The organism is Shewanella sp. 10N.286.52.A9 (genome assembly GCF_041468985.1).
GTDB lineage: Bacteria > Pseudomonadota > Gammaproteobacteria > Enterobacterales > Shewanellaceae > Shewanella > Shewanella japonica.
Genome location: NZ_JBFRJQ010000025.1, coordinates 50082 through 75188, shown reverse-complemented (window position 1 = coordinate 75188; position 25107 = coordinate 50082). Strand labels below are relative to the sequence as shown.

Below are 25107 nucleotides of genomic sequence, written 5' to 3'. Positions count from 1 at the left end.
GTCTTAACCCTGTAAAGATTAACCTAGATCCATCATCATTTTTTTACTGCTGACCAATTGTTTAAATTGGTCCATTTGATTTTTAGGCAGTACCGAAGCTTCAACAATACTCACTCGCATTGGATCTGCTGGTCGACCGTTCACGTGAAACTCGTAATGTAAATGTGGTCCTGTCACTCGCCCTGTATTACCTGTTAAACCAATAACTTGACCGCGTTTAACCCGCTGACCTTTGCGCACAAGAAACTTAGATAAATGTAAGTAGCGGGTTCTCACATTGTTATCATGCTCGATAACGATATATTTTCCAGCAAATCTATGATTGGTGACCATAGACACAACACCATCACCTGGAGCGACGACTCGAGTTCCAATTGGGGTGGCAAAGTCTGTACCGTTATGAGGCGAAACACGCCCAGTGACTGGGTGTTTACGCGTCGGATTAAAGCGGGAAGATAAACGGTATTGACGCTCTAATGGAATACGTTGGAAAGCACTCGCTAACCCTTGTCCACGTTCATCATAATAATTTCCATCCACGTTCTGAAACGCATTCACATTATTACGACGAGTGTTAATTCTTACAGCTTGTAATTGTGTCGCACCTGTTGACTCACCTTCGATGTATTGATCATTCATTAGTACATTAAAGGTGTCTCCTGCACGCAGATCACGGGAGAAGTCTAATTTGCTCGACAATAGGTTTTCAATGGTTTGAATTTCACGAGCATTTAACCCCGCACGTTGAGCGGAGAGGTAAAATGAGCCATTGATTTCACCACTAATAATCCTATTTTGCCAAATACCTTCGATATTGATTTCTTCAACACCAAAACTACCATCGTCAAAACGAGTAAAAACAACCTGATAAGCAGGATTAAAATAAAGTTTTAACTTAGTCAGTTGTTGCTGTTCATCTTGAAAAAATTGTATCCGATTACCTACTGCTAAGGTATCTAACGCAAGTACATTCAAATCAGCTTCAAGCACTTTATACATGGTTTGCTGACCAATGCCCGCAAGCTCGAATAAATGACCTAATGTGTCGCCATTTTCAATAATACGTTCGAAACTCGGTTTTTCAGGCTCAATAACATCTATTGGTGCAGAATCAGATAAATTCGGGATCAATGATTCGATGTCTAAAGCCACAGGAGTGCGTTGAGAAGAGAACTCTTGCGGTGTTGGCCACAACAAAGCTGCTGCCACTACGAATACGCTGGCAAGTAATAATTTTCTGTGTATTGCAGGTAAGCCTTGCACCTTATTAAATCGAGCTTGGCCCCTGCTTTTATTTGCTGAAAGCAATCTTGCATCCGCCTTAATACTGAATAAAAAATAATACCTTTTAGCTAAACCGATAGAATATTAAAAATGGGTACTTAAGCACTAGAAGATATATTAGCGAACTGTTATATCAAAAATAGTTACGAATAAAAATATAAACTGTCGTTTGAACTGCATAAATTTGAACTCTGCACAGTTCAAATGAACACTTCTAAAGCGAAAGTAAATGGCATGGGAAGGGACTGTTACTAGAAGTTTGCAACCATATCAAGACTGCATAAGTCGTGCATATTTAATGACGATTAATGAAATCTAAGTAGAATTATTACCCTCAACTTACTGAAATCAGCACGAATATTTCAGTAAGTGAGAGATTTGCTTTCGCCGTAATGGCTAATCATTTGTAATAATAAATCGTGCTTGAGCTACAAATTATGTCTCAGCTGAATCGAACTTATAGTCAGCCTGTAATCGACTCACCCCAAGACCATTCATCTTATTTACTTTAATTTGCACACTTATCCGCTCTTTCATCGCCTCAATATGACTGATAACCCCAATCATTTTGCCAGAAGCATTCAGGTTATCGAGCGCATCTAGGGCAGTATCTAGTGTTTGACTATCAAGCGTACCAAAACCTTCATCTAAAAATAACGAGTCAATGCTGGTTTTATGGCTGACTAAATCTGATAATGCCAACGCAAGTGCAAGACTTACAAGAAAGCTTTCACCGCCAGACAAAGTACGCGTATCGCGCACAGCATCACCCTGCCAAGTATCCAGTACCTGTAGCTCGAGTGCTTCTGATTGTTTTCTTTCTAATAAATAACGACCTTGTAGCCTATCTAATTGTCGATTCGCCAACACCACAAGGTGATCAAGAGTGAGTCCCTGAGCAAACTTACGGAATTTGTCACCCTTTTGCGATCCAATCAATGAGTGTAAATAAGCTATATCATCAAAGTCCTGTTTAGCTTGAGTAAGCTCAGCCACCAAGGTTTGTTGAGTGGTGCGCTTTTTCTCATCTTCACTTAATAAGTGTTTTAACTGCCAAACCTGCTCTTTCATGGCTGAAAGACGGGCTTCTGTTTGCTCATGCATGATGGCAACATCAGCAATATCTGCCTGATGATATTCAGATTCATCACCCAACTTAACTAACTCAGCCTGTTGAGCCCTTGTTTGCTCAACAACCGTACTAGCTTTCAAAATACGAGTATCTAGCCCTTGCTTAAGTTGCTGTAGTGCTTGTCTTTGCGCCACAGGCATCAACGCTTGTTCAAATTCAGTTTGATCAGCAAATGGACTGGTTGATAAAGCCAAGGTAAAAGTGTTTCTAGCTTCGGATACGTCATTGACTGTGCGTTCTAGCTGCTGTGTGACGGCCTGCTCTTGTGCAGCGAGTTTATCGAACTCTTGCTGTAGTTTGCTTTGCACTTGAGCCTGCTGAGTGAATTGCAACTCTGATTGCTGCAACGCTTGCTGACTAAGCTGCTTTTCTTGACTGATTTGTTTATCGCCAAAAACAGCGAATCGTTGCTGCTTTACACTCGTTAACTCAAGAACCGTGCTCTGCAATAACTCATCGAGTTGTGATATTTGATGAGTTAACTCATCCTGCTGCTGAGTGAGTGTTTGAGCTTGTTGCATTAATAACTGTTGCTGCTGAGTTAATTTTCCTTGCTGCTCAACTGCCACAGCCCATTGACCGACATCGGTTTGTAAATCAGCTAACCAGGTTTCCAGTTGTGAAAAGTCATCTAAAGCTAATCCAGCTTGATAAAATTGTTGCTGACAGCTAGATTCGAGCTCAATAATGTTTTGCTGTATTTGGCTAAGCTGCTGCTTTGACTCAGTTAATTGCTGTTGCTGATTTTCCTGCTGCTGAGTGAAAAGTTGTAATTGATGTTGCTGCTGCTCTAGTAAAGTCAGTGTTTGCTGATATTGCTCAGCACAGGATTGTTTAACCTGAGTAAGTTCTCGAATATCAGTTAATTGCTGATGTAAATACTGCTGGCGACTAGCCGATTGTTCAACAAAATGAGTCAATAGTGCGCCATCAATTTCAGCTTTTGTGGCGATCAGTTCTGGCTTAGATAATTGCTCAGCTAATTGCTGATACTCAATCAAACAATCTTGAATCTGCTGATGTAACATCGATTGTTTATCTGCGCACAGTTCAAGTTGATGCTGTAACTTACTTTGCTGCAGCTTTAATTGCTCACCTTGACGCTTAATTGATTCAAGTTCTTCGGACTTGGCTTCAAAGCGTACCTCGGTATCAGAAACATCAAGCGCTTGGTAATGCTCAACTAAAGGGTGCTCTTTGGAACCACACAGGGCACAAGGCTCACCTTGAATGAGTTTAGCTCGCTCTTGGGTTAAATTAACGATTTGCTGCTCTTGTTTAAGCAGCATTTGTAAATCTTTAACTTGCTGATTTTTTTCACTCCAAGCACTACGTACTTGCTGTAATTCTTGAGCAATCGCCGAGATCTGCGCTGCAAAATGCAGATTTTCATTAGTCGCGTTATGACTTTGCGTCACTAAGTCAGTATGTGCAACTTGTAATTGCTGTAATCTAGTACGGGAGACTTGCTGTTCAATCAAATTTTGGTACTGAGCTTGTAAATCCGCTTCTGAGCTTGTGCCTAAACACTGAGTTAATTGCTGCTCACTATGTGTTAATGCTAACTGCTTTGTCTGTAATTCAGCGTTAAGTGACGCTAAAGCCTCATTTTGCTGCCCCAACTGCTGTTGGTTAAGCATGTCTTGCTGAGATAGCGTTGAAATTAACTGCGATAATTCATTTTCTTTCAGCCGTAATCCTGACAAATTAATTGCTTGCTGCTGCCAAGCTGCAATATTGCTTTGAATTAATTGTCCTTGAGGATACAGAGCAATCACTTTGTCATTATCTGAAAGTGACTGGTTTAACTGATTTAAGTTTTGAGTTAGCTCAAGCTGAGACTCTGTTATTTTTTGCTGTTGAATTGTTTGTTGATGCTTATTTTTCGACTGTTGATCGCATTGAAAATTCAGTTGCTCAATTTTATTATCAAGCGGTTGAACTTGCTCCTCAATCAAGGTGAGCAACTCAGTGTGTTGCAGCTTTACTGAATCAAAGTGCTCTTGTCGTTTTAGATGTTCTGTCTTAGCGACTTCAAGGGATAATTGCGACTGTTGCTGCGCTTGGGATAGTGTCAGTTGCTCTGTTTGCAGTTGAGTTTGCTGCTGTTCGAGTTTGGTTAAGCTTTCAAATAATGGAGCAAGCATCTGAGCCGGCTCACTTGCTTCTAGTTTAGCGAGTGACTCTGCTTGGGCGGTCAATTCGCTTTGTGCAACGTCCAGTTCACGTTCGCTTTCTGTCAGTTTTGCGGTGTTTTGTTCAAGCTGTTTTGCCCAATTAAGTTGCTGCTGTTGCTGATTTAACAGGCTTTGTAACTTAGCAGATTGCAGCTCACCTTCGCTTAGCTGTTCGTTTTTTTCAGCAATATCCACATCTGATAACAGTTCTACATTATCAGTTTTGGCTTCAAGTAAGGTTAAGGCTTGTTTCGCTTGTGTATAATTAACATGCACTTGCTCTGAAATCTGACCATAAATTTCAGTTCCCGTTAACTCTTCGAGTAACTCAGCCCTATCATTAGCATCCGCATTTAAAAATGCGGCAAACTGACCTTGCGATAACATCATCGACTTGGTAAAGCGAGCAAAATCTAATCCGGTTATAGCTTCAGTTAGCTCGGTCTTTTGCTTAACCTGACTAGCGATAATTTTACCAGAATCAAGTTCAGCTAATTCCACCTGTGCATCTTGTAAATTGCCATCAATTTGACCACGTGAGCGGCGTTGACTCCAAAAGGCGCGATAACCTTTCCCTTTCACTTCAAACTCAACCTCCGCTAAACACTCACTGGTACCTCGGGTCATCAATTCATTCGTGGATTTTGAAATCACTTTTAATCTGGGGGTGCGATGATATAACGCTAAGCAAATGGCATCTAAAATCGTGGTTTTACCCGAACCTGTCGGCCCTGTAATCGCAAACAGTCCATTTTCTTTAAATGGCGATTGAGTAAAATCAATTTTCCATTCATTTTTTAATGAGTTTATATTTTTAAATCTCAGGCTGAGGATTTTCATTATTTATCCTCCAGCGTTGATTGCTCGGCAACTTGAGATACCACTAGGGCAAACTGTGACTTCACTCTTTCAAGCCGCAGTTGTTGCTCAGCCTCAGTAAAGTCCTCTTGTGCTAAACGTCGCTCAAATACATCATTCACGGACAACTCTGATAAGGTTTCATTATCCAGTTGCTCAATTTGTTGATGACGTTGCTGCCTTGCACGCTTTAATTGCAGAACTTCAACCGCTAAAGGCTCGGTAATATCCGCAATACGTGTTTGTAAATCACTCAAGAAGTCTTGTTGCGCCACCTCAATGCTAAGCCAAGTTAACTCAATATCCTGATGACAACCATCTGTTGGTTTTAGCGAAAACTCAGACAATTGCTGCTCAATTTCAGTCAAGCTACCTTTAATATTTGCCATAGGTTGAAAGCGAGGCACTTCAAGTGGTGTAACCTGAGCTAATTTATCCTTGTCAAAATCCACTAAAAACACACTCTTTTGACCTGCAAGTTCATCAAAACTTAATGGGATCGGAGAACCGCTATAACGAATATGCTCCGTTTTGGCAATTTTTTGAGGTCGATGAATGTGTCCAAGCGCAATATAATCGGCTGCTGGGAATAACGATGCATTAAACGCATCTAAACTGCCGATATAGATATCTCGTACTGATTCACTCGTACTTGCCCCAACTGTGGTGAGGTGGCCGGTCGCAATGATAGGTAAAGCTTGTGATTGTTCATTATTCAATGTTTGTGCGTATTCAAAGCAGGATTGATAAAGCGTAGCAATTTCGTTACCTAGTTTGCGCTGTTTATCTGAGCTAGATTCACCTGATTGACTTAATACCATATCTCTAGGGCGCAAATAAGGTAAAGCGCAAACAATGGCACAAGGTTGCTGGCTTTTATCCTTCACTAACAATACATGTTCGCGAACATCATCTAACGCGCCGGGGATAACACTTGCATTGAGACAAGCCAATAATTGTTTTGATTCACCAAGTGTTGCCACTGAGTCGTGATTACCGCCTAATACAATAAGCTGGCAGCCAGTTTTTTGTATATCGACAATAAACTGATTATATAAACTGCGGGCATAACTTGGTGGTGTGCCAGTATCAAAAATATCACCCGCTACAATTAGCGCATCGACATCATGTTCACCAATCTGCTCAAGCAGCCACTGCATAAATAATTGATGTTCATGTGCACGACTTTTACCATAAAAATTTTGCCCAAGGTGCCAATCTGAAGTGTGAATAATGCGCATGAAAACCTATTTCAATAACTGTTGAATGTGTAGTAACAGGATATACCTGAAAGCGAATACCTTAGTGTTAGGATACGCCTAACCGTATTGAGACCACAGTAACTTAAAGCTCATCAAAAATGACATAGTAACCACTAAAGGTTTAATAATTTTTACCCCTTTCGTCATCACAAGTCGTGAGCCTAACGTTGCCCCAATGGCTTGGCCTACCAACATAATCAGACCAAGTACAATCGCAACTTGACCACCAATCAAGAAGAAAATCAATGATGAAATGTTGGTAGCAAAGTTTAGGATTTTGGCGTGAGCAGTTGCTTTAGCAAGGCCATAGCCCGCTAACGAAACAAATGCTAATGCAAAAAAACTGCCCGTTCCAGGCCCAAAGAAACCATCATAAAACCCTACCCCTAACGCTGCTGTAAAGGCGAATACAGTCGGTGTTAATACTTGCTGCTTATCGTTTTCGGATATTTTTTTAGAAAATAGAAAATAACAACCGATAGCCAGAATCAAAAATGGCAAGACTAACTCAAGCACGGACACATCAATCATTTGAACTATGATAGTTCCCACTGCTGCGCCAGCAAAAGCACAGACGATGGACAACTTAGCTTGCTTTAAATCAACCATGCCTTTGCGTATAAAATACAAACTGGCAAAAAAACTACCACCACAGGCTTGTAGTTTATTGGTACCAAGCGCCGCTGCAGGAGGTAAACCTGCCCACATTAATGCAGGAATAGTCAGTAAACCACCGCCACCAGCAATGGCATCAATAAAGCCTGCTAAAATGGCAACAAAGAATAAAATGACTGCGATCTGTAGGGTGAGTTCGAACATGAAATTGATCTTAAATTATTATTAATAGGCCATTAGACCTGCTTTAAATACAAAATTCAAAAGCTATCTGTTACAAACGTAAAATTGGTAAATTTACAAAACTAATTGCAAGAATTCATTAACATTTTTGGCGGTTAATTAAACTGCAAATAGCAAAAAAGCAGCCTAAGCTGCTTTTTGGTTAACGCTATTTTTGTCTATGGCTTAAAAACCCCAAAAGAAGTTAGTGATCATAAAGAGCACAAACATACTGATAAAGTTAATAATGACACCTGCTCTCATCATTTCTGATTGTTTAATATAGCCCGAACCAAACACAATCGCGTTAGGCGGAGTTGCTACAGGCAACATAAACGCACAAGAAGCCGCTATACCAATCACCACCGAAATCATTACAGGTGACAAGCCTAATGGTTCTGCAATTGCGGCAAAAACTGGAACTAATAACGCGGCGCTTGCGGTATTACTGGCGAACTCTGTCAGCATGACCACAAAAGCAATCACTGCAATAATAAACAATGCCATGTGCGCGTTACCGAAAATATCAGTCACAAAATGTGCTAAGAATACACTGGTGCCTGTTGCTTTAAGCACCGCACTCAAGGTTAACCCACCTCCGAATAAAATCAGTACGCCCCAATCTGTCGTTGATTCAATTTTCTTCCAATCAACCAGTTTTAAGCTCGCAAGCACCACGACAGCACCTAAAGCGACAATCGTGTCGAATTTGCTAATTCCACCTAAGGCCTGAGAAATCGGCTTACTGAATATCCAACAACAAACTGTCGCAAGAAATATCACTAAGGTCAGCTTGCCACTTAATGAAAGTGACGTATCTTCAGCTTTCAGTTCACACCTTGCTGATAAATCAGGTTTCAGAAAGATATATAACGCCACCAGCATCGCAGGTAGCATTAACGCGACTGTCGGTAACCCGAACGCTAACCAGTCACTAAACGTTAAACCAACTTGCGCTGCAGCAATAGCATTTGGCGGGCTGCCGACTAATGTACCAATACCGCCAATGTTTGCTGAATAAGCAATGCCAAGTAAAACAAACAAATAAGTGGTTTTATGCTCTTTAAAGTCTAATTGATGCAATATACCAAGCGCTAGAGGTAGCATCATAGCTGCGGTGGCAGTGTTACTGATCCACATCGACAATACTGCAGTAACCACAAACAACAATAGACACGCGATACCTAACTTACCTTTAGAGAACAACAACACTTTTTGGGCAATTAAACGATCAATACCCTGATGATTTAATGCTGCAGCTAATACAAAGCCACCAAAGAACAAATAAATAATAGGGTTAGCAAAATTGCTCATTGCTGTTTGGGTATCAAATACGCCCAAGAACACGGCCAAAATAGGTATTAATATTGCCGTAATACTGATATGAATCGCTTCAGTCAGCCACAAAATCGCAGCAAAAATAAGCAGTGATAGTCCTGTATTAATGCCTTGTTCAAATGGCAGAAAGTTATACAACAACGCAAATAGTGCGATGTTGCTAAACAAAATAATAAAATGTCGTTTATTAGTCACTTCTGTAGGTGACTTATTGGGTATGTTTTCCATTGAAGCGCCCTCCCTTATTTTTTAATGTGGACAATGTAGATCACACTCATAAAGAAGATAAAGCTTTGTTTTATGGTTAATTAATTACACCCTAACAAGTTAACAATGTGACAAACAGCTCACCAAATACCTTTTTTGTGATTACAACGAACAATAACCATGAGCGATGTGTGGTAATAAAGTTTCATTTATCGCATTTTATGTTCTAGACCGCTTAAAAAAGAATGTTTATGAGCAACCAAAAGTGTGATCAGTGTCTAACAAAAAAAATCACAGTCTGCTTAGTGCATGCTTATGGCGGATTCCGTGATCAAGATCGCCACAGCATCACCGGAAAACACCATAAAAAAACCTACCAATAGGTAGGTTTTATCTTTAAAAACGAAAAGCTGGTGATATCAACTGGCTAGCTAGCCAATAAACAAGCAACTTATGTTGCTAACGCTTTGCCAGCAAATAATCTAGACCACTGCAAATCGCTGCCACTTGAGCCAAAATACAATTTTCGTCATCTGATAGCGGACTGTCCGGATAAACTTCCGTCGTGGTTTTGTATTGAGCTTGGGTTAACCCTGCACATAAGCCAAGTTCACTGCACGGATAGTTAATCACTCCAAACTGTGACAATTCAACACCAATCAATTTGCCATCATCATCTGCAGGCGCGATGTGCGTCACTGCAGCAACGCCTTTTATAATCGCCGTTTGAAATTCATCCTGTGGGTTTTCAGAATCACCAACTAAATAGAAACCATCTGGAATATTCCAGTTATGATTAACTGTGCCCTCTCTAGCGGCAAGCGCAGGTCTAAATTCTGAATTATCAGTATCTGTGGTTTCATGCAGATCAATATGAGCAAGAAAATCGACACCTAAATCTGACACAGCGTTAAGCAATGAAGCAGACTCTTCAGCTGGGCTATTAGGGTAAAACGAGCGATTAGGATCGACTGCGTTAGGGTTCCAACGGTTGATCGTCTCATAACCCCATGGGCTAACACATGGTGCTATGACTAAATTGAAATGTTCTGCGTAGGCTTTGGCTTTAGTTTCGACAAAACGAATCGCCCCTTGAACACCACTGGTTTCATAGCCATGAACGCCACCAGTCACAAGCACAACAGGCTTATTGGCATCCCACTCACCTTTGATAAGAAATAAAGGATATTTAGCTTCATCGTACGATAGCGCACCATATTGAGTAACAGTAAAAGACTTTGCTAATGCTTCTATTTTACTCACAACCTCTTGCTGATAACTGCGTTTAATTTGTTGCAGCGAAAACCATTGCTGCTTATCTTCATCAGTCCACTTCTGACCCTTACGGCCAATGTGATACATTTCGCTTTGTTGCATATAGGACCTACTTTTATATTTATTATTTTTTGCTCAGTAAAAAGCGTAAACCTGCTGATTGAGATAATCCGTTAATGCCAACAGGTTTATTACCGAATGCAGCTTAACAAACAGCTTGATGGTCGTTAATAGATAAACTGTAAGAGAAAAATCGCGTGTCTTTAACAAAGCCTATTTTTTCATAAACCGATTGGGCTGGAAAGTTAACCTTTGCAGTCCCTAAATCAACTCTTACCGCATTCATGCCTCTTGCTAACTCAATAGAGCACTGTATTAATCGATTGGCAACGCCTTGATTTCGAGCGTCAGGATCAACGAACAAATCGTTAAGCACCAAAATCTTACCTAGCTCAACTGTTGAAAAGCTTTGATAATTTAATACGAAACCAACGGGATTACTTGCTTCGTCGTACGCTGCAAAAATGAAAGCTTCTTGCTCACGCAAACGCGCGGTTAAATACTCGATATATTGATTTTTTGGTAACTCAACACCATAAAAAAACATATATTGCGAAAAGAGCGGCAAGATATCGTCAATGTCTGACATTGTGACACGGTTTATTATCATTATTTCCCTCATTTATTATTGCTGGTAAAGCAAGTATTGGGTGCAAACATCCTTAATTGCACCCTTGTAAAATACTGTTTATAAGCCTGAATTTTCAAGCTCTTGTTCATCAAGACCTAATTGCTTAGCGTAACTCACATTAGGCACTATGCGCATTTCAAATTTTAAAATTTTATAGCAAGCATCGTAAAATGCTTCACCAAGCCATTGCTTATCATATTGCTCTAGTGCTCGCAGCATCGCATCTGCAGAAGAGCCCTGTTTAATCGACTCAGGTGCCATCGCATCAATAAAACTTGCTACTAAACCGTACAAGTCTTTTTCTGCATCACCTTCGACCGACCAAAGTGTCGGATCGGCATATTGCGCGGCATAATGAGTTGCCGCAATATCAGAACCAATACCAAAGTTCACTAATGTGGCTTTTTCATCACGACAAATGATGTTTTTAGGGCAAATGGCTCCATGGTGTATATCTAGACTATGTAAATATTGCAGCGCAGTTAACAGTTGCACAAACCATAATCTAGGTTGGCCTACCTCGATAGTTTGCACTTCATCAAGTCCAACACCCTGAACCCAATCACGTGCGATAAACAAGTCATCAGATTGAGGTAACTGTCCAAACGCTAATACTCGTTCTACATGAGGATGATAAATCTTCGCTAAACTACGATACATATTACTTAACGTGTGCCATTGATTGTCAACATCTTGATAGACACTGACACAGCAAGGGTAGTTACCTTGGATATGCAATGCTCGCCACAACTGACTACGTGAAGTGGCCGAGATAAAATGATCTAACCGATAGTGATGGTCAATAACAGCACCTTTTTCAATTTCAACCTTCTGCGGCAGGGTATCACATACACCCAAGTCAATTAACGCCGATAAATCACAGCGAATGGCATCTAAATCTATCGTGCTGCCATTGGCTGCAGCGCGGTACCATTGGTAAATTCGAGGCTGCAGTGTTTTTTCAGCTAAAGATAAAAACGCTTGCGCATAGGCTTTAATATCTTCGCTGGTGTTAAGTGAATCTTTAATATCAATAAATTCAACATCAGCATCTTCTGAGATAAAGATACAATTGTCGGCCCAGCCACCGATGGTATAACCTCGACGATGGATCTGTTGAAGCCCTGTCACGCTGCGTCTTAGAATTTCAAGTAGTTGATAGGTGGTTTGTTTATCTACTTCAAAAATATTAAGCGGCACACCACGTGGCATTCTTATCGGTAGCACAACTTGCTCACCATCTTGAATTAACGGCGCGCAAAAAGGAACACAACTGCAGCCTGATAATGACTGAATACGCTTAAATTCATCTCTAAGTTTTTGCTCATGGTTAGTTGCATCAATACTGTGCTCAAACTGGCTTGTCACGAGAATTTTTAACAGCCAAGGGGCTGTCCAACCACCTGGATTGTACTCAGATTGCCAAACCTCTAAACCTTGTTGTAAAAAGAGACATTTAAGCTTAATAAAATCTTGGATCTTATTATTACGCTGCTCAACTAACGCCACTTGGCCAATCGTATCCAACACCATTTCTTTTTGCGTTTCAGTTACAGGGTGGATATGAGGCGCCGTCAAGCCCCACTCTTTTGTCAATGCTTCAATGATTTTCGCTGGGGTATAAATACTTAGTTTTCCGGTGTCTTTCTCGACCAGAATTTCTTCCCCTTTTCGGCCAGTAACAAACACCATGCCTTGACACCAAGGAGCGTAAACCCCCACTGGAATTTTATTTTTAAGCTTACCCGCAAGGACTCGAGCAACATAGTTAGCTTTAGACAAGCTATTATCAACATGGCGTCCATCGAGTGACCAAGCATGGAGACCTGCATTCAATCGACCGATGTAGCCTTTTACATCGACAACATAAACGCCAAATTCACCCACAACTAAGGCATCAACTTCCATGGCTTGGCCGGTATGAGTTGGAATTTCAACGTTTGTGAGAAGTAAATAATCTTCAGGAAGTTCGTCTGATAATAAAGAGAATGCCCAACGTTCGGCGTCGTTAACTGGGGTACCAAAGCTAATATGTCTTGCCATTGAGAATGCGACTCCACTAATAATTATTATTTCTGCATGTGGCTACATCCTATAATAGAAAGGCACAAAAAAACCACCATAAAGGTGGTTTTTGTTTTCATAATATTAACAGTCATTACATCATATTATTTTTGCTTACTGCTCACTGAGATAAGACATAGTTCATCTAGGTTTAGCAAGCCATAATTAGCAATGAATGCGAGCTCATCGAGCTAACAGCGTTAACGTGATGTCTGACTAGTGAGAATGCGAGCAGTTATCATCACATTCATGGTCATCGTCAGCAAATTCGTCATCACCCTCTTGGTGTTGCATCACGCCCCAACCATCTGTCATGCCATCAAACTCTTGAGCAAAATCATTTAGCTCAATTTCTTTTGCGACTAAAGTTTCATATGCCGGAACCATATTCAGACAAACAATCAGCTCCCACTTTTCAATCTCTTCACTAAAGTTAAGCTCAAGCTCACCTTTTAGATCCGTTTGCGCTAACGCTTCAAGCGCTGATTCAGCATCACGTTGATCATCAAAAATCAAAAAGAAATCAACATCTAGTGCAACGCTTAAATCAATACCTGATTCGGCCATCGCCGCAAGCATTTTACCATTATCATCATCAGGGAATTGCATGATTGTATCCTTATACGCTGGCAACGATTTTAATACGTTCACCATTAAACTCGATTACGTCTCCAACCACACACTTCTTGCGTTTGCGGGTATCAACGTCGTTGTTTACTTTTACAAGACCCTCAGAGATAACGTGCTTAGCTGCGCCGCCGCCATCTACTAAACCTTGTACTTTTAATACTTTATATAACTCTACAAACTCATCGCCACTCAATAGTGGAAACTCTGCAACGTCGCTGCTCATTCAATATTGGCCTTTAATCATAAATATACTGCGTATTATACCTGATCAGGGATTAATACCAATCTTAAAACGCATTGAATCATGCAAGCTTACTGCGTTGCTTGTCATCATTAAAGCCTTAGCATGCATCTAGCATCAACATCGGGTCGCTATGAATGTAGTTGAATGCTAGTTGCTGGCAAATTAAATCACCAACAATCACTTTGCTGGGTTGTTTATCGTCATTAAAGCTTGGCTCGGCTAATCCCAAATGCTTAGCTGCATACCGATAAAATTCGCTGCGAGTCGGATGCTTAGGCGCGGCAAGGTTATAGGTCTCATTTACAGCTTGGTGAGCGCTTGTTGCCTTCACAATTGACGTCACCGCTTGAATACAATCATCAAGGTGAACTAGGTTTACCGCAACATTACCACCTGCAATATTCTCTCTACCAGCAAAGAACTTACCAGGATGCCTTTGGGGACCAATTAAACCAGAGAAACGAAGAATACAGCTGTTGTTCATAGCGGCAAATTGCGATTCAGCCTTAAGTAATATGGCACTTTTATCATCATAAACCTGTGCATCATTTTCTGTCATATCTTTATCAATGGTAGGATAAACCCCAGTGGTACTAATAAAGATTACACGCTGGTACTGACGCTCACCAATCAATGAAATTAATCGCTGAACATGGGTCAGGTACTGACTTTCTCCACGTCTGAGTCCCGGCGGAATATTCACGATTAACATGTCTGCATCGAAAAGCCCCGCATACGTCATTGCCTTTGACTCGAGTTCATTATCATTGATGGTACTTAAATCGAGTTCAAAAGGATTAATTTTATGCGATAACAGCGACGCACATCCTTCAGCAGTCCGCTTTGTTCCTGAAACATTAAAGCCTTGCTCGACAAGTAGTTTTGCCAGAGGTAATCCGAACCAGCCGCAACCAACAATCGCAATATCGTTCATACTTTCACTTCCGTATTCAATGATTCTTAGGTGGGAGATTAACTTATAGAATGAGCGAGTATAAAGCGTGTTTAGTAATATTGAACAGGGCTTTCAACAATTTATGCAATGTTAAAACAATCCTATTAGGGCTTACTCAGTTTCGGTTTTGGCGATGAGTTAAGTGATAAGAATACTGCAGTTACTGAATAAACTTGTGACTTGTTTAATCTTCAATATGGCTCACATAAAAACACACAGGACTTTTAGCTTGAAGCGTATCGATGACTTTTTCAGGTAATGTATCTATCTTAACAGTTTCAACGATGCTCACACCTTCATCTGTTAAACAGCGGATGGCAGATTGGCCTCCTCGTTCATTACAGCTATAAACTTGGGGTAATTTTGATTGGCGAGATGTCATGATAACTTTTGCAAAATGGCCATCAGATAACTTTACGACAGAGCCTGGTGGATAAATGCCTAACACTTTGACCAATATTTCAATGTATTCCTTTGCATGCTTACCGACTCGGGTTTTGAACAAGGTTCCTAATGCCACTTGAGGCGAACCCGTTTTCAGTAATAACCCTGCATAATCATTAGCAAGCGCAACAATTTGAGTTAATGCTGGAATATTTTTCCCAGACAATTTGTCAGGGTAACCGCTACCATCAATGAATTCGTGATGATGCAAAACAATATTCAGCATAGGCGCAGGAAATAACCCACTGCGATTGAGCATCTCATAACCCAAATTAGGGTGCGTTTTTTGGTAATTTATTTCTACAGAAGTTAGATCCGTGCGCTTACGTCGAATTGCATCAGGGATTTTTAATTTGCCTATATCATGAAACACACAACCCAATGCAATATCTCTAAGCTCAGTAGGTGTTAGCCCAAGACTTTTTGCCATCATCATAGACAATACAGCAACAGATACGCTGTGCTGGGTCATACTAGGCTCTTTATCCACACTGGTTACAAGCACAAACTCAGGATGCTGAGTTTCTGTAAGGTGCGTCATTAACTGTTCAACCACAGACGCAGATTCACGATAAGACACTTCGGCGTCACTGACGACTTTACTGAAAGCGGGTCTCAAATCGCTGGCGGCTTTATTAAAGCGCTGTTGGCTTGAACGTATTGATTTTCTAATGGCGCCCTGAATATCAAACTCAACGACAGGCTCGATAGCCTCAACCACTTCTTCAGGCTCATCATCAGCTAATAAATGCATCCCGCTAATAACGGTAACGTAACTAATATCCAAACTGTTAATTAATTCGATTTCAGCTTGCGAGGTAACAGGAACTTTGTTGCGAAAAAATGGATTGTTAAACCACGACAAAGGCAGCTTTACCGTTAGCCCGACAACAATTTGCGACAAGGGAATATTGATAGGTTTCGTTTTTGACACTATTAGCTACCTTTGAAATCCATACAGTTCATATTAATGCGAAATTCAATAATCGTTAATTCACATTATGATAAATGTAACGTATTGCATCAAATATACTATAAATAACGTCAAAAATATTGCAGCTTATCTAATAAGTTGATAAAACCGCTAGTTTTTTTCGTGAGTTTGCTCAATTGCGGACGGATTTTTCGGTCGATTATATTGTTTTGCTTGATGCGCATCGAGCGTCTTTTCAATCAATTCGGTATTACTGTCTTTTTGATGATGTTGCTCAGCATTAAGATAGTCAGTTTCATTTTGCCAATCTTTAAAATAGTAATGTAACCGTTTTGATTTTAATAAATAAATTGCAGACCAGAAAATAAATAACGCATCAAGCGCAAAGCTCACACGAAACAAAAAGTCATCATGAACAAGTCGCTGATTCAATATGATGGCATCGACAATCAATAATAACCAAAGTCCATATTTAATCTTATTAAAAAAAGGCCTTGCGAGCTGAGGCGCCCGTTTTCTTTCCGCTATAATCAACCCGTATATAATAACAGCGCCGACGCCAGCCATTAATGCCATTAGGAAGTCAGATTTCTCGGGATAAAATAATCGTACTAAACCAGCACGATCATTAAACTGAGTGAGTGATGCGATAAAAACACACCAACCACGAGCCAGAAAGACCAGTATTAGATATAAAAAAATGGGGGGTTTTATGTGCCCTTTTTCATCGAGCCAAGTGATATTACTGAAATTCACAACTTACCTATCAACATGCTTATAGTTGAACCTATATCAACTTGGTTAACCTGCTTTACTGTTTAAACCGACAACATCAGTGTAAAGCAGTGCTTGTTAAAGAGATAAGGGTTAAATCTCATAAAACAAGCACCCAAGTGATACATTCTTATCTGCAAACTGATTTGTGTGTATGGGTTATGCCTTTAATAAAGCTAATAGCTCGTCTTCATTAATCACTTTAACGCCTAAATCCTGCGCTTTAGCCAGTTTAGAACCAGCGGCCTCACCCGCCACTAAGCAGTCAGTATTTTTTGATACACTCCCCGCTACTTTCGCTCCCAAGGCTTGTAATTGAGCTTTAGCATCATTTCGATTTAGCTGAGTTAAGGTGCCTGTTAACACCCACGTTTGGCCTTTAAGACTTAATTCAGCCTCATCAACCGCTTCAATCGCAGGCCAATTCACGCCTGCTTCAATCAACTTATCAATGACTTCAAGGTTATGAGGTTGAGCAAAAAAGTGCGCAATATGCTTTGCCACAATTGTCCCGACATCATCCACTTCAATTAAGGCATCAATATCTGCCGCTTTAATTGCATCCAGCGTTTTATAGTGACTTGCTAAGTTAGCGGCTGTTGCCTCGCCCACTTCACGGATCCCCAAGGCATAAATGAAACGAGCTAACGTCGTGCTCTTGGCATCATCTATCGCAGCAATTAACTTTGTCGCTGACTTCATTGCCATACGTTCAAGCATGGTCACCATTGATGCAGTTAAAGTAAACAGTTCAGCAGGGCTTTGTACAAGCTCCTTGTCAATCAGCTGCTCAACGACTTTATCGCCCATACCATCAATATTTAACGCTTTTCGTGAAGCAAAATGCTTAATCGCTTCTTTACGTTGAGCCTCACAAAACAAACCACCGCTGCATCGAGCAACCGCTTCGCCCTCTAGACGTTCCACTAAACTTTGACATACGGGACACTCTGACGGGAAAGTAATCTCAGTTGCATTATCAGGGCGTTTTTCTGGCACAATGGCCACGATTTGTGGAATAACATCACCCGCGCGGCGAATAATTACTGTATCACCTACTTTGACGCCTAAACGCGCGATTTCATCGGCATTGTGTAACGTGGCATTTGATACAGTAACGCCGCCAACGAAGACAGGTTTTAAACGTGCAACTGGCGTTACCGCACCTGTACGACCGACTTGAAAATCCACATCTTCTAGTAAGGTCATTTCTTCTTGAGCTGGAAACTTATACGCGATAGCCCAGCGCGGTGCACGCGCAACAAAACCAAGCACTTGTTGTTTAGCAATATCGTTAACTTTTATGACGACGCCATCAATTTCATAAGATAACTCACTTCTGCGAGCCATAATATCGGCATAATAAGCGAACACTTCTGGTAAAGACTCGCAGACTTTCACTTCTTGGCTTAACGGTAGCCCCCATTCTTTAAGCTGGTTTAGTTGCCCAAAATGGGTATCAGCTAGAGGAGTCACTTCACCTTCGACTACCCCTAATGCATAGGCATAGAAGCCTAGTGCACGTGTTGCAGTAATTTTACTATCTAGCTGTCTTAAACTACCTGCGGCCGCATTACGTGGATTAACAAAGACCTTTTCGCTTTTACTCAATTGACGTTCATTTAACGCATCAAAAGCCGCTTTTGGCATGATGACTTCACCACGCACCTCTAATAGCTCTGGAAAGTGTTCTCCACGTAATTTGAGTGGCACTGACTTAATGGTTTTAACATTATCGGTAATATCTTCGCCCACCGCTCCGTCACCACGTGTTGCAGCCCGTTCTAATATACCGTTACGGTATAGAATACTGACAGCTAGACCATCTAATTTAGGCTCACAACAATAATGAACCGTATCGACTTTATCGCTAATACGTTTATTAAATGCCTCAAAATCAGCTTGTTCAAAAGCATTATCAAGGCTCAACATTGGCTTTAAATGGGTAATTTGATCAAATTTGGCCAGAGGAGCGCCGCCTACACGTTGCGTCGGAGAGTCCGCACTCATTAGTTCAGGGTGAGCTGTTTCAAGTGCGATAAGACGTTGCATTAAACGGTCATACTCAGCATCTGGAATACTAGGAGCATCGTCAACGTAATAACGAATATTATGGCTATGCAGTTCACTGCTAATTTGCTGAATTTCTGTTTTAATGTCTTGCATAAAAATCACTCATCTAAAGACAAATAAGGCCGCAAGTGCGGCCTCATTCTATTATCATTTAATATTAAATTGTCACCGCTTACGCTACAACTCTGATACGGCCTAAATACTCTTGTTTGGTGCTATCCGTCCAAGGTTGACGTTGGCCATCTAAGACTTCTGCACCTAAATCATCAGCCAACTGCTGAGCAGAATTAAGCATGATTGAGAAGTTCATTAATGGATCACCGTGACAAGGCAGAGTCATAAACAACACCACACCTTGGGTGACAAATTGCTCCATGTTATCTGGGTCAAATACGCCCGGTTTAAGCATGTTTGCCATCGAGAATAGTACTTTGCCGTTGCCAGCATTATCTAAGTGACGGTGGAAAATATCCATGTCGCCAAATTTGAAGTTTAATGACAGCAAGCTTGGTAATAGCTCAGCACCATGCATTTGTTCACCTTCACGAGCAACCACATGAAGCACTAATACATCTTGAGGCTCACCTAACGGCTCTTCTGGTTCTGCTGTGTCTATCACAGCATCTTGCGAAGTCGTCTCTTGCAATGTTGGTTTAACTGTCTCATTTACTGCCGCTTGAGCGACACTCGCTTCTTGCTTACTCTCTGCAGGCTCAACGTCAGCGGTCGTCATGGTTTCCACTTGGCTCGATTGTGGTTGAGAATAAGAGTCTTCTGCAAACAACGCTTGCTGAGTTGGCACATGCTCTTCAACTGCAGGTTGAATTTCTGCAATAGTTTCTTGAACTGGCTCGCTTACTTTCAGTACAGGCTCTTTACGCTCAGGATGATAACTTGGCGCTTGAGTATTAACCGCAGATTGATTTTGTAAACCAATGCCTTTTTTAGATCCCACTTCATTGATTTCAACATCATTATTGTCGGGTTGATGGCCTGAAGGTGTAGGGATTGGGCTTGGTTCTACTTTAGCGCCTTCACTTGTATCACTGTCCACTTTAACTCGACGAACTTCGCCAATACCGTCAGCATCAAACCCTTGAGAATCTCGCTGCTGAGCTTGGTCTTTATAAAAACCCGTCATTGGGTTGTCTTTTAGGCTTTTTGGTTGTTGTTTACGAATAGACCAAAAACCATGAACCAGTACTGCAATTATCGCTATTGCACCCAGTACAAACAAAACCAGTTGAAAATCTTCCATTGGTAACCCTGTAATCCTGTTTAATCCGCGTCGGCTAGTGCCACCGCTTCATCGATATCTACTGCGACTATACGTGAAACTCCCGGTTCATGCATAGTGACACCTATTAATTGATCAGCCATTTCCATGGTTATTTTATTATGACTGATATAAACAAACTGCACACTCTGTGACATCTCTTTGAGTAAACGACAAAATCGCTCAACATTGGCGTCATCAAGTGGTGCATCGACTTCATCGAGCATACAAAATGGTGCAGGATTAAGTCTAAATATGGCAAATACTAATGATAAAGCGGTTAACGCTTTTTCTCCACCACTAAGAAGGTGAATCGTACTATTCTTCTTACCTGGAGGTTGCGCCATAATGGTCACTCCAGTTTCAAGTAAGTCGTCGTCGGTCAATGCTAAATACGCTTTACCACCACCAAAAACTTTAGGAAACAACCTCGATAAGTCCGCATTTACCGCATCAAATGTCACTTTAAAACGACTACGTGTTTCTTTATCAATTTTTCTTATTGCTTCTTCAAGACTGGCTAAGCCTTTGTTTAAATCATTATCTTGATTATCTAAGTAGGCTTTTCGCTCGCTTTGCTGCTCAAACTCTTCAATAGCGGCTAAGTTAATTGCCCCTAAGTGACTTATTCGCGCCCTGACTTTATCTAAACTCTTTTGCCAAGCGCCAACTTTAGCCCCTTCAGGTATCTCTTTGAGTACCGCCTGAATAGTAATTTGTTGCTCTTCGAGTAATTGGTATTGACCGTTAGCTTGACCTTTTAAACCTTCACGCCGTAACTTTAACCCGCTGAGCGATTGAGTCAAGTTTTGAAGTGCACCAAGCTGTTGTTTTTGAATCAATACCGCACTATCGACACGTGTTTGCAACTCAGCTTGTTGCGTCCTGTTGGAATTTAACAATTGTTGCTTTGTTTGTTGGCTATCTAATTGCTGCGATAGTTGATTTTGTAACTGGGCTAACTGCTGATCGCCCAAGGTTTCATTTGTTTGTTTTTGCAGCAATCGCAACTGTTCCGTTTTTTCAGCAAGTCCTTGGCAAACTTGCTGTTGCTTGCTTAATTGCGCAGAAGTCACCGCTGATTGAGTTTGTAACGTCTGTGACTTTTGTTGTAACTGATTAACTTCACGTTCCTGCTGGCTACGTTTCGATTTGCATTCACGCAATTGATGATTCGCTGTCTGCCAGTCTTGATTTGCTTGTTGCTGATGCGTCAACTGCTGTTGGTGCTGACCGGTTAACTGTTCAACTTCACTGGATAGCTGTGCGACAGTTAACTGCCCTTGCTCTATTTGTTGCTGACAATTGACGACTTGCTGATCTAAATTGCTTTTGCGTCGCTGTGTTTCTTTTTGCTGTTTTTGTAAGCTGAGACTCTGTGCCTCAAATTTACTGCAATTAAGCTGCAACTGATGGCACTTAGCTTGAGACGCTGCCATTTGTCCGTGAACATCCGCCACTTGCTGAGTAAGCTCGCTCACTGCAATTTGTTCAGCGAGCAGCGTTTGCTGCAGTTTAGTTATTTCTGCGTCGAGTTGCACAGCTTCATTTTTAAGTGCAAGCTCAGATTGCTGACCTTCTGATTTACTAATGACAAAACCTTGACCGACGAGATAGCCGTCTTTGGTAGCAATAATGGTGTTACGGGACATTCTATTCTCACGAGATACAGAATTGCCACGAGATAAAGAGTTGTCACCAAACTCAGTATTAGCATTTGGGTGTTCGAGTATTAATTTTGCCTCGGTAATGGAATCAACCCAAACCACCTGTTCAAGCCAAGGTGCAAGATTCACCGGCGCTTGAATTTGAGCCTGACTCCAACCTTTATCACAGCTGACAAACCCTCGTTCATCCCAATTATCAAAAGCGTTGACTTCTGTCTGTAAAATGCCCTGTAAAAGCAAGTCTACTGCTTGCTCCCAACCTGGACTGACATTAATCACCTGCCATAAGGCTTGTTGATGCTCAGGCTGATTGTTACTCAACCATTGATCAATCAACTCATGGCGGGCAGTTAGTGAGGTTAAATGTTGCTTATTTTGCTGATACTGTTCAGATACTTGCTGCAGTGATTGTTGCTTATCTTCTATCTGTTCAGTTAACTGATGTTTGATGTCATCTTCTAGTGCTAACTCTTGGGTTAGTGATGTAATCTGTTCATCTAACGCCGCTAGCTCTGCATGATTATTTTCATCAGTGTTGTGTTGTTGCTCAGCTTTTAACGTAATTAGCTGTTGCTGCAACACAGATAAACTTTGCTGCTGATGCTGCAATTTGTTTTGAGTTAACGCCGCTTCCATTTTGGCATTTGACACCGTATCAGACAGAATACTCAGGTGCTGTTGCAGCCCTGCAGCTTTTTCATCAACTTCTTGCAGTTGTTCATCAATGATAGCTAATTCTTCATTTGCACTACTAAGCTGTGGCGTTAAAGACTCAATTTCTGACGTCAGTTGCTGTTCTTGTACTGATAATGTTTGCAACTCATTGCTGGCTTCTTGATGTTGTTTCGTCACATCAGCTAATTGCTGCTCAAGCTGGGTGTCTTGTTGCTGTTGATGCTTCAATTGCTGCTCAAGCTTGGCAATTTCTGTCCCCGCTTGATAATACTGCTCAACGAGCTTTTGTTCACTATCTGATAAGTCAGTGAGTTGGGCCTTTAGCTGAGTTAGTGTAAGTTCGGTGGTTTCACCTTGGGCTTTTTCTGCCGCAATAGATAACTCAAGCTGATTAATTTCAGTCGCAATATTATCACTTTGGCTTTGCAGTTCTTGATATCGCATCACCAGCAATTGAGCATGAAAGTCACGCTCCTGCTGCTTAAGTTCACGATATTGCTTGGCCGCTTGAGCCTGTTGGTCAAGTTTTTCTAACTGAGTGCCAAGCTCTAAGCGAATATCGCTCAGCCGTTCAAGATTTTCACGGGTATGGCGGATCCGATTTTCAGTTTCACGGCGACGCTCTTTGTAACGAGATATTCCCGCCGCTTCTTCAATAAATACTCTAAGCTCTTGGGGTTTTGATTCAATAAGCCGTGAAATGGTGCCTTGCTCAATAATAGCGTAACTGCGGGGACCAAGACCTGTCCCCATAAATAAGTCAGTAATATCTTTACGGCGACACTTTTGACCATTAAGGAAATAATTAGAGTCGCCATCACGGCTCACCTGACGTTTAACAGTGATCTCTTGATAACTGGCATATTGACCTGCAAGTCGGCCATCTATATTTTCAAAACTCAGCTCAATACTGGCCACTGATACAGGTTTACGGGCGCTTGAACCGTTAAATATAACGTCCATCATCGAGTCGCCACGTAAATGCTTGGCGCTACTTTCACCCAACACCCAGCGTACAGCATCAATCACATTGGATTTACCACAGCCGTTTGGACCAATAATGGCAGTCAATGGTTGATTAAAGGGAATTTTGGTTGCGTCAACGAACGACTTAAAGCCAGCAAGTTTTATTTGTTTTAATCGCATGTTGCTTAAGTCGTCGTTCCGTTAGGATAAGTAAGTGATATAAAAGTATGAATCAGATATACAGCTAACTTTACCAATCGCGCTGCATTTTGTAACGATTTTTATGACTTAAACACACTTTAAGGCTTGTTTTCCGAGCAATGCGTCACCACAATCAGTAATAAGTAGTTTTTTCAAGGATGTAATGAATGGCAATCAAACCCGTTAAAAGTGGTGTAAATTATTTTATTGATGGCTTTAAGCTGATAAAACAGCCAGGGCTACGTACTTTTGTGTTTATTCCCTTAATGGTCAACTTAGTCTTATTTTCAACAGCAATTTATTTTGCTGTCGGCAAACTCGATGAACTCTTTGGTTGGATGAACAGCCAAATACCTGAATACCTGACTTGGCTTAACTTTTTCTTGTGGCCGCTCGCAATCGTCAGCTTATTAGTGGTGATGTCATTTGTATTTAGCTCTGTGATGAACTGGATTGCAGCCCCTTTCAATGGACTGCTTGCCGAAAAAGTTGAAATGCATCTAACGGGTAAACCACTCAATTCTGGGACTACAGTTGATCTTATAAAAGACTTACCGCGGATCCTAGGACGAGAGTGGATTAAGCTTAAATACTATCTACCAAGAGCATTACTTTTTTTAGTGCTATTTATTGTACCTGTTGTTGGTCAAACTGCAGCGCCTATCCTTTGGTTCTTGTTTAGTGCTTGGATGATGGCGATTCAATATTGTGATTTTCCTTTTGATAATCACAAAGTCCCTTTTAATGATATGAAATTTGCTTTAGCTCAAACTAAAGGCACCAGCTACAGTTTTGGCGCAGCGGTGACTTTATTTTCAATGATACCTATCGTTAACTTTATCGTGATGCCTGTGGCGGTTTGTGGTGCAACAGCCATGTGGGTCGATAAATACCGTGAAGCGTATAAACATCCAGAAATCGCTCCCGAATAACCTATACGCCCCCTATCCTAATAAAAATGCCCAAGCTTGCTTAGGGCATTTTTTTACAGAACTAATATATACAGGTCTAAAGTCTAAGCTTGATTAATCCCCCTTAAACAAACGAGTCGATACAAAACAAACAACGCTAAAACTTGCCTAATCTAGCAACGCGACAACGACCTCACACTCAAGCAAAACAAATTGGTTACAATTTGAAACC

The 25107-nt window shown here is 41.1% G+C and carries 16 protein-coding genes and 1 pseudogene; 1 reads left to right on the top strand and 16 read right to left on the bottom strand.

The window, feature by feature from the left end; all coding sequences use genetic code 11:
* Positions 1-18 precede the first annotated feature (18 nt).
* The 16 genes and pseudogenes from AB4128_RS16015 to smc all read right to left on the bottom strand — a co-directional run bounded on the left by AB4128_RS16015 (position 19) and on the right by smc (position 23943).
* Positions 19-1308, bottom strand: a complete 1290-nt coding sequence (locus tag AB4128_RS16015; protein ID WP_372038268.1) for a peptidoglycan DD-metalloendopeptidase family protein — start codon at positions 1306-1308, stop codon at positions 19-21.
* A gap of 411 nt (positions 1309-1719) precedes the next feature.
* A complete protein-coding gene (locus AB4128_RS16010; protein WP_372038267.1) occupies positions 1720-5433 on the bottom strand; it encodes an AAA family ATPase in 3714 nt (1237 codons plus the stop codon).
* Entirely contained in the window at positions 5433-6692 is a 1260-nt protein-coding gene (sbcD, locus tag AB4128_RS16005) for an exonuclease subunit SbcD (RefSeq protein ID WP_372038266.1), read from the bottom strand. The genes AB4128_RS16010 and sbcD overlap by 1 nt, the downstream gene beginning before the upstream one ends.
* 78 nt (positions 6693-6770) lie before the next feature.
* Complete coding sequence (locus AB4128_RS16000) at positions 6771-7532, bottom strand: TSUP family transporter (RefSeq protein WP_055024690.1); 762 nt, start codon at positions 7530-7532, stop codon at positions 6771-6773.
* Positions 7533-7736: 204 nt separating this feature from the next.
* Positions 7737-9116, bottom strand: coding sequence for a DASS family sodium-coupled anion symporter (locus AB4128_RS15995; RefSeq protein ID WP_055024691.1), 1380 nt, complete (start codon positions 9114-9116; stop codon positions 7737-7739).
* A gap of 438 nt (positions 9117-9554) precedes the next feature.
* Positions 9555-10472, bottom strand: coding sequence for a M14 family metallocarboxypeptidase (locus tag AB4128_RS15990; protein WP_119969390.1), 918 nt, complete (start codon positions 10470-10472; stop codon positions 9555-9557).
* A 103-nt stretch (positions 10473-10575) separates the two neighbouring features.
* A complete protein-coding gene (locus AB4128_RS15985; RefSeq protein WP_372038265.1) occupies positions 10576-11040 on the bottom strand; it encodes a GNAT family N-acetyltransferase in 465 nt (154 codons plus the stop codon).
* A 78-nt stretch (positions 11041-11118) separates the two neighbouring features.
* Positions 11119-13104, bottom strand: a complete 1986-nt coding sequence (locus AB4128_RS15980) for an NERD domain-containing protein kinase family protein (RefSeq protein WP_055024694.1) — start codon at positions 13102-13104, stop codon at positions 11119-11121.
* A gap of 237 nt (positions 13105-13341) precedes the next feature.
* The gene (locus tag AB4128_RS15975; protein WP_080916064.1) at positions 13342-13734 is read right to left on the bottom strand and encodes a ribonuclease E inhibitor RraB; all 393 of its coding nucleotides are present in this window, start codon (positions 13732-13734) and stop codon (positions 13342-13344) included.
* 10 nt (positions 13735-13744) lie between these two features.
* Entirely contained in the window at positions 13745-13978 is a 234-nt protein-coding gene (locus AB4128_RS15970; protein ID WP_055024696.1) for an RNA-binding S4 domain-containing protein, read from the bottom strand.
* Positions 13979-14096: 118 nt separating this feature from the next.
* Complete coding sequence (locus AB4128_RS15965; RefSeq protein WP_372038263.1) at positions 14097-14933, bottom strand: SDR family oxidoreductase; 837 nt, start codon at positions 14931-14933, stop codon at positions 14097-14099.
* A gap of 205 nt (positions 14934-15138) precedes the next feature.
* Positions 15139-16332, bottom strand: a complete 1194-nt coding sequence (locus AB4128_RS15960; RefSeq protein ID WP_372038262.1) for an HD-GYP domain-containing protein — start codon at positions 16330-16332, stop codon at positions 15139-15141.
* 294 nt (positions 16333-16626) lie between these two features.
* Positions 16627-17088: pseudogene (locus AB4128_RS15955) on the bottom strand (DUF2919 domain-containing protein); the annotation flags it as partial.
* A gap of 177 nt (positions 17089-17265) precedes the next feature.
* Positions 17266-19272, bottom strand: a complete 2007-nt coding sequence (ligA, locus tag AB4128_RS15950) for an NAD-dependent DNA ligase LigA (protein ID WP_372038261.1) — start codon at positions 19270-19272, stop codon at positions 17266-17268.
* Between the two features lie 79 nt (positions 19273-19351).
* The gene (zipA, locus tag AB4128_RS15945) at positions 19352-20437 is read right to left on the bottom strand and encodes a cell division protein ZipA (protein WP_372038260.1); all 1086 of its coding nucleotides are present in this window, start codon (positions 20435-20437) and stop codon (positions 19352-19354) included.
* Between the two features lie 20 nt (positions 20438-20457).
* Positions 20458-23943, bottom strand: coding sequence for a chromosome segregation protein SMC (gene smc, locus AB4128_RS15940; RefSeq protein ID WP_372038259.1), 3486 nt, complete (start codon positions 23941-23943; stop codon positions 20458-20460).
* A gap of 188 nt (positions 23944-24131) precedes the next feature.
* Between smc and cysZ the strand changes: the two genes are divergently transcribed.
* Complete coding sequence (gene cysZ / locus AB4128_RS15935; protein ID WP_372038258.1) at positions 24132-24896, top strand: sulfate transporter CysZ; 765 nt, start codon at positions 24132-24134, stop codon at positions 24894-24896.
* The last annotated feature ends 211 nt before the right edge of the window (positions 24897-25107 follow it).

Bases quoted from the DNA above. Each gene is read 5' to 3' on its own strand.
- AB4128_RS16010 (WP_372038267.1), bottom strand. From the start codon at position 5,433: ATGAAAATCCTCAGCCTGAGATTTAAAAATATAAACTCATTAAAAAAT.
- sbcD (WP_372038266.1), bottom strand. From the start codon at position 6,692: ATGCGCATTATTCACACTTCAGATTGGCACCTTGGGCAAAATTTTTAT.
- AB4128_RS16000 (WP_055024690.1), bottom strand. From the start codon at position 7,532: ATGTTCGAACTCACCCTACAGATCGCAGTCATTTTATTCTTTGTTGCC.
- AB4128_RS15995 (WP_055024691.1), bottom strand. From the start codon at position 9,116: ATGGAAAACATACCCAATAAGTCACCTACAGAAGTGACTAATAAACGA.
- AB4128_RS15990 (WP_119969390.1), bottom strand. From the start codon at position 10,472: ATGCAACAAAGCGAAATGTATCACATTGGCCGTAAGGGTCAGAAGTGG.
- AB4128_RS15985 (WP_372038265.1), bottom strand. From the start codon at position 11,040: ATGATAATAAACCGTGTCACAATGTCAGACATTGACGATATCTTGCCG.
- AB4128_RS15980 (WP_055024694.1), bottom strand. From the start codon at position 13,104: ATGGCAAGACATATTAGCTTTGGTACCCCAGTTAACGACGCCGAACGT.
- AB4128_RS15975 (WP_080916064.1), bottom strand. From the start codon at position 13,734: ATGCAATTCCCTGATGATGATAATGGTAAAATGCTTGCGGCGATGGCC.
- AB4128_RS15970 (WP_055024696.1), bottom strand. From the start codon at position 13,978: ATGAGCAGCGACGTTGCAGAGTTTCCACTATTGAGTGGCGATGAGTTT.
- AB4128_RS15965 (WP_372038263.1), bottom strand. From the start codon at position 14,933: ATGAACGATATTGCGATTGTTGGTTGCGGCTGGTTCGGATTACCTCTG.
- ligA (WP_372038261.1), bottom strand. From the start codon at position 19,272: ATGCAAGACATTAAAACAGAAATTCAGCAAATTAGCAGTGAACTGCAT.
- zipA (WP_372038260.1), bottom strand. From the start codon at position 20,437: ATGGAAGATTTTCAACTGGTTTTGTTTGTACTGGGTGCAATAGCGATA.
- smc (WP_372038259.1), bottom strand. From the start codon at position 23,943: ATGCGATTAAAACAAATAAAACTTGCTGGCTTTAAGTCGTTCGTTGAC.
- cysZ (WP_372038258.1), top strand. From the start codon at position 24,132: ATGGCAATCAAACCCGTTAAAAGTGGTGTAAATTATTTTATTGATGGC.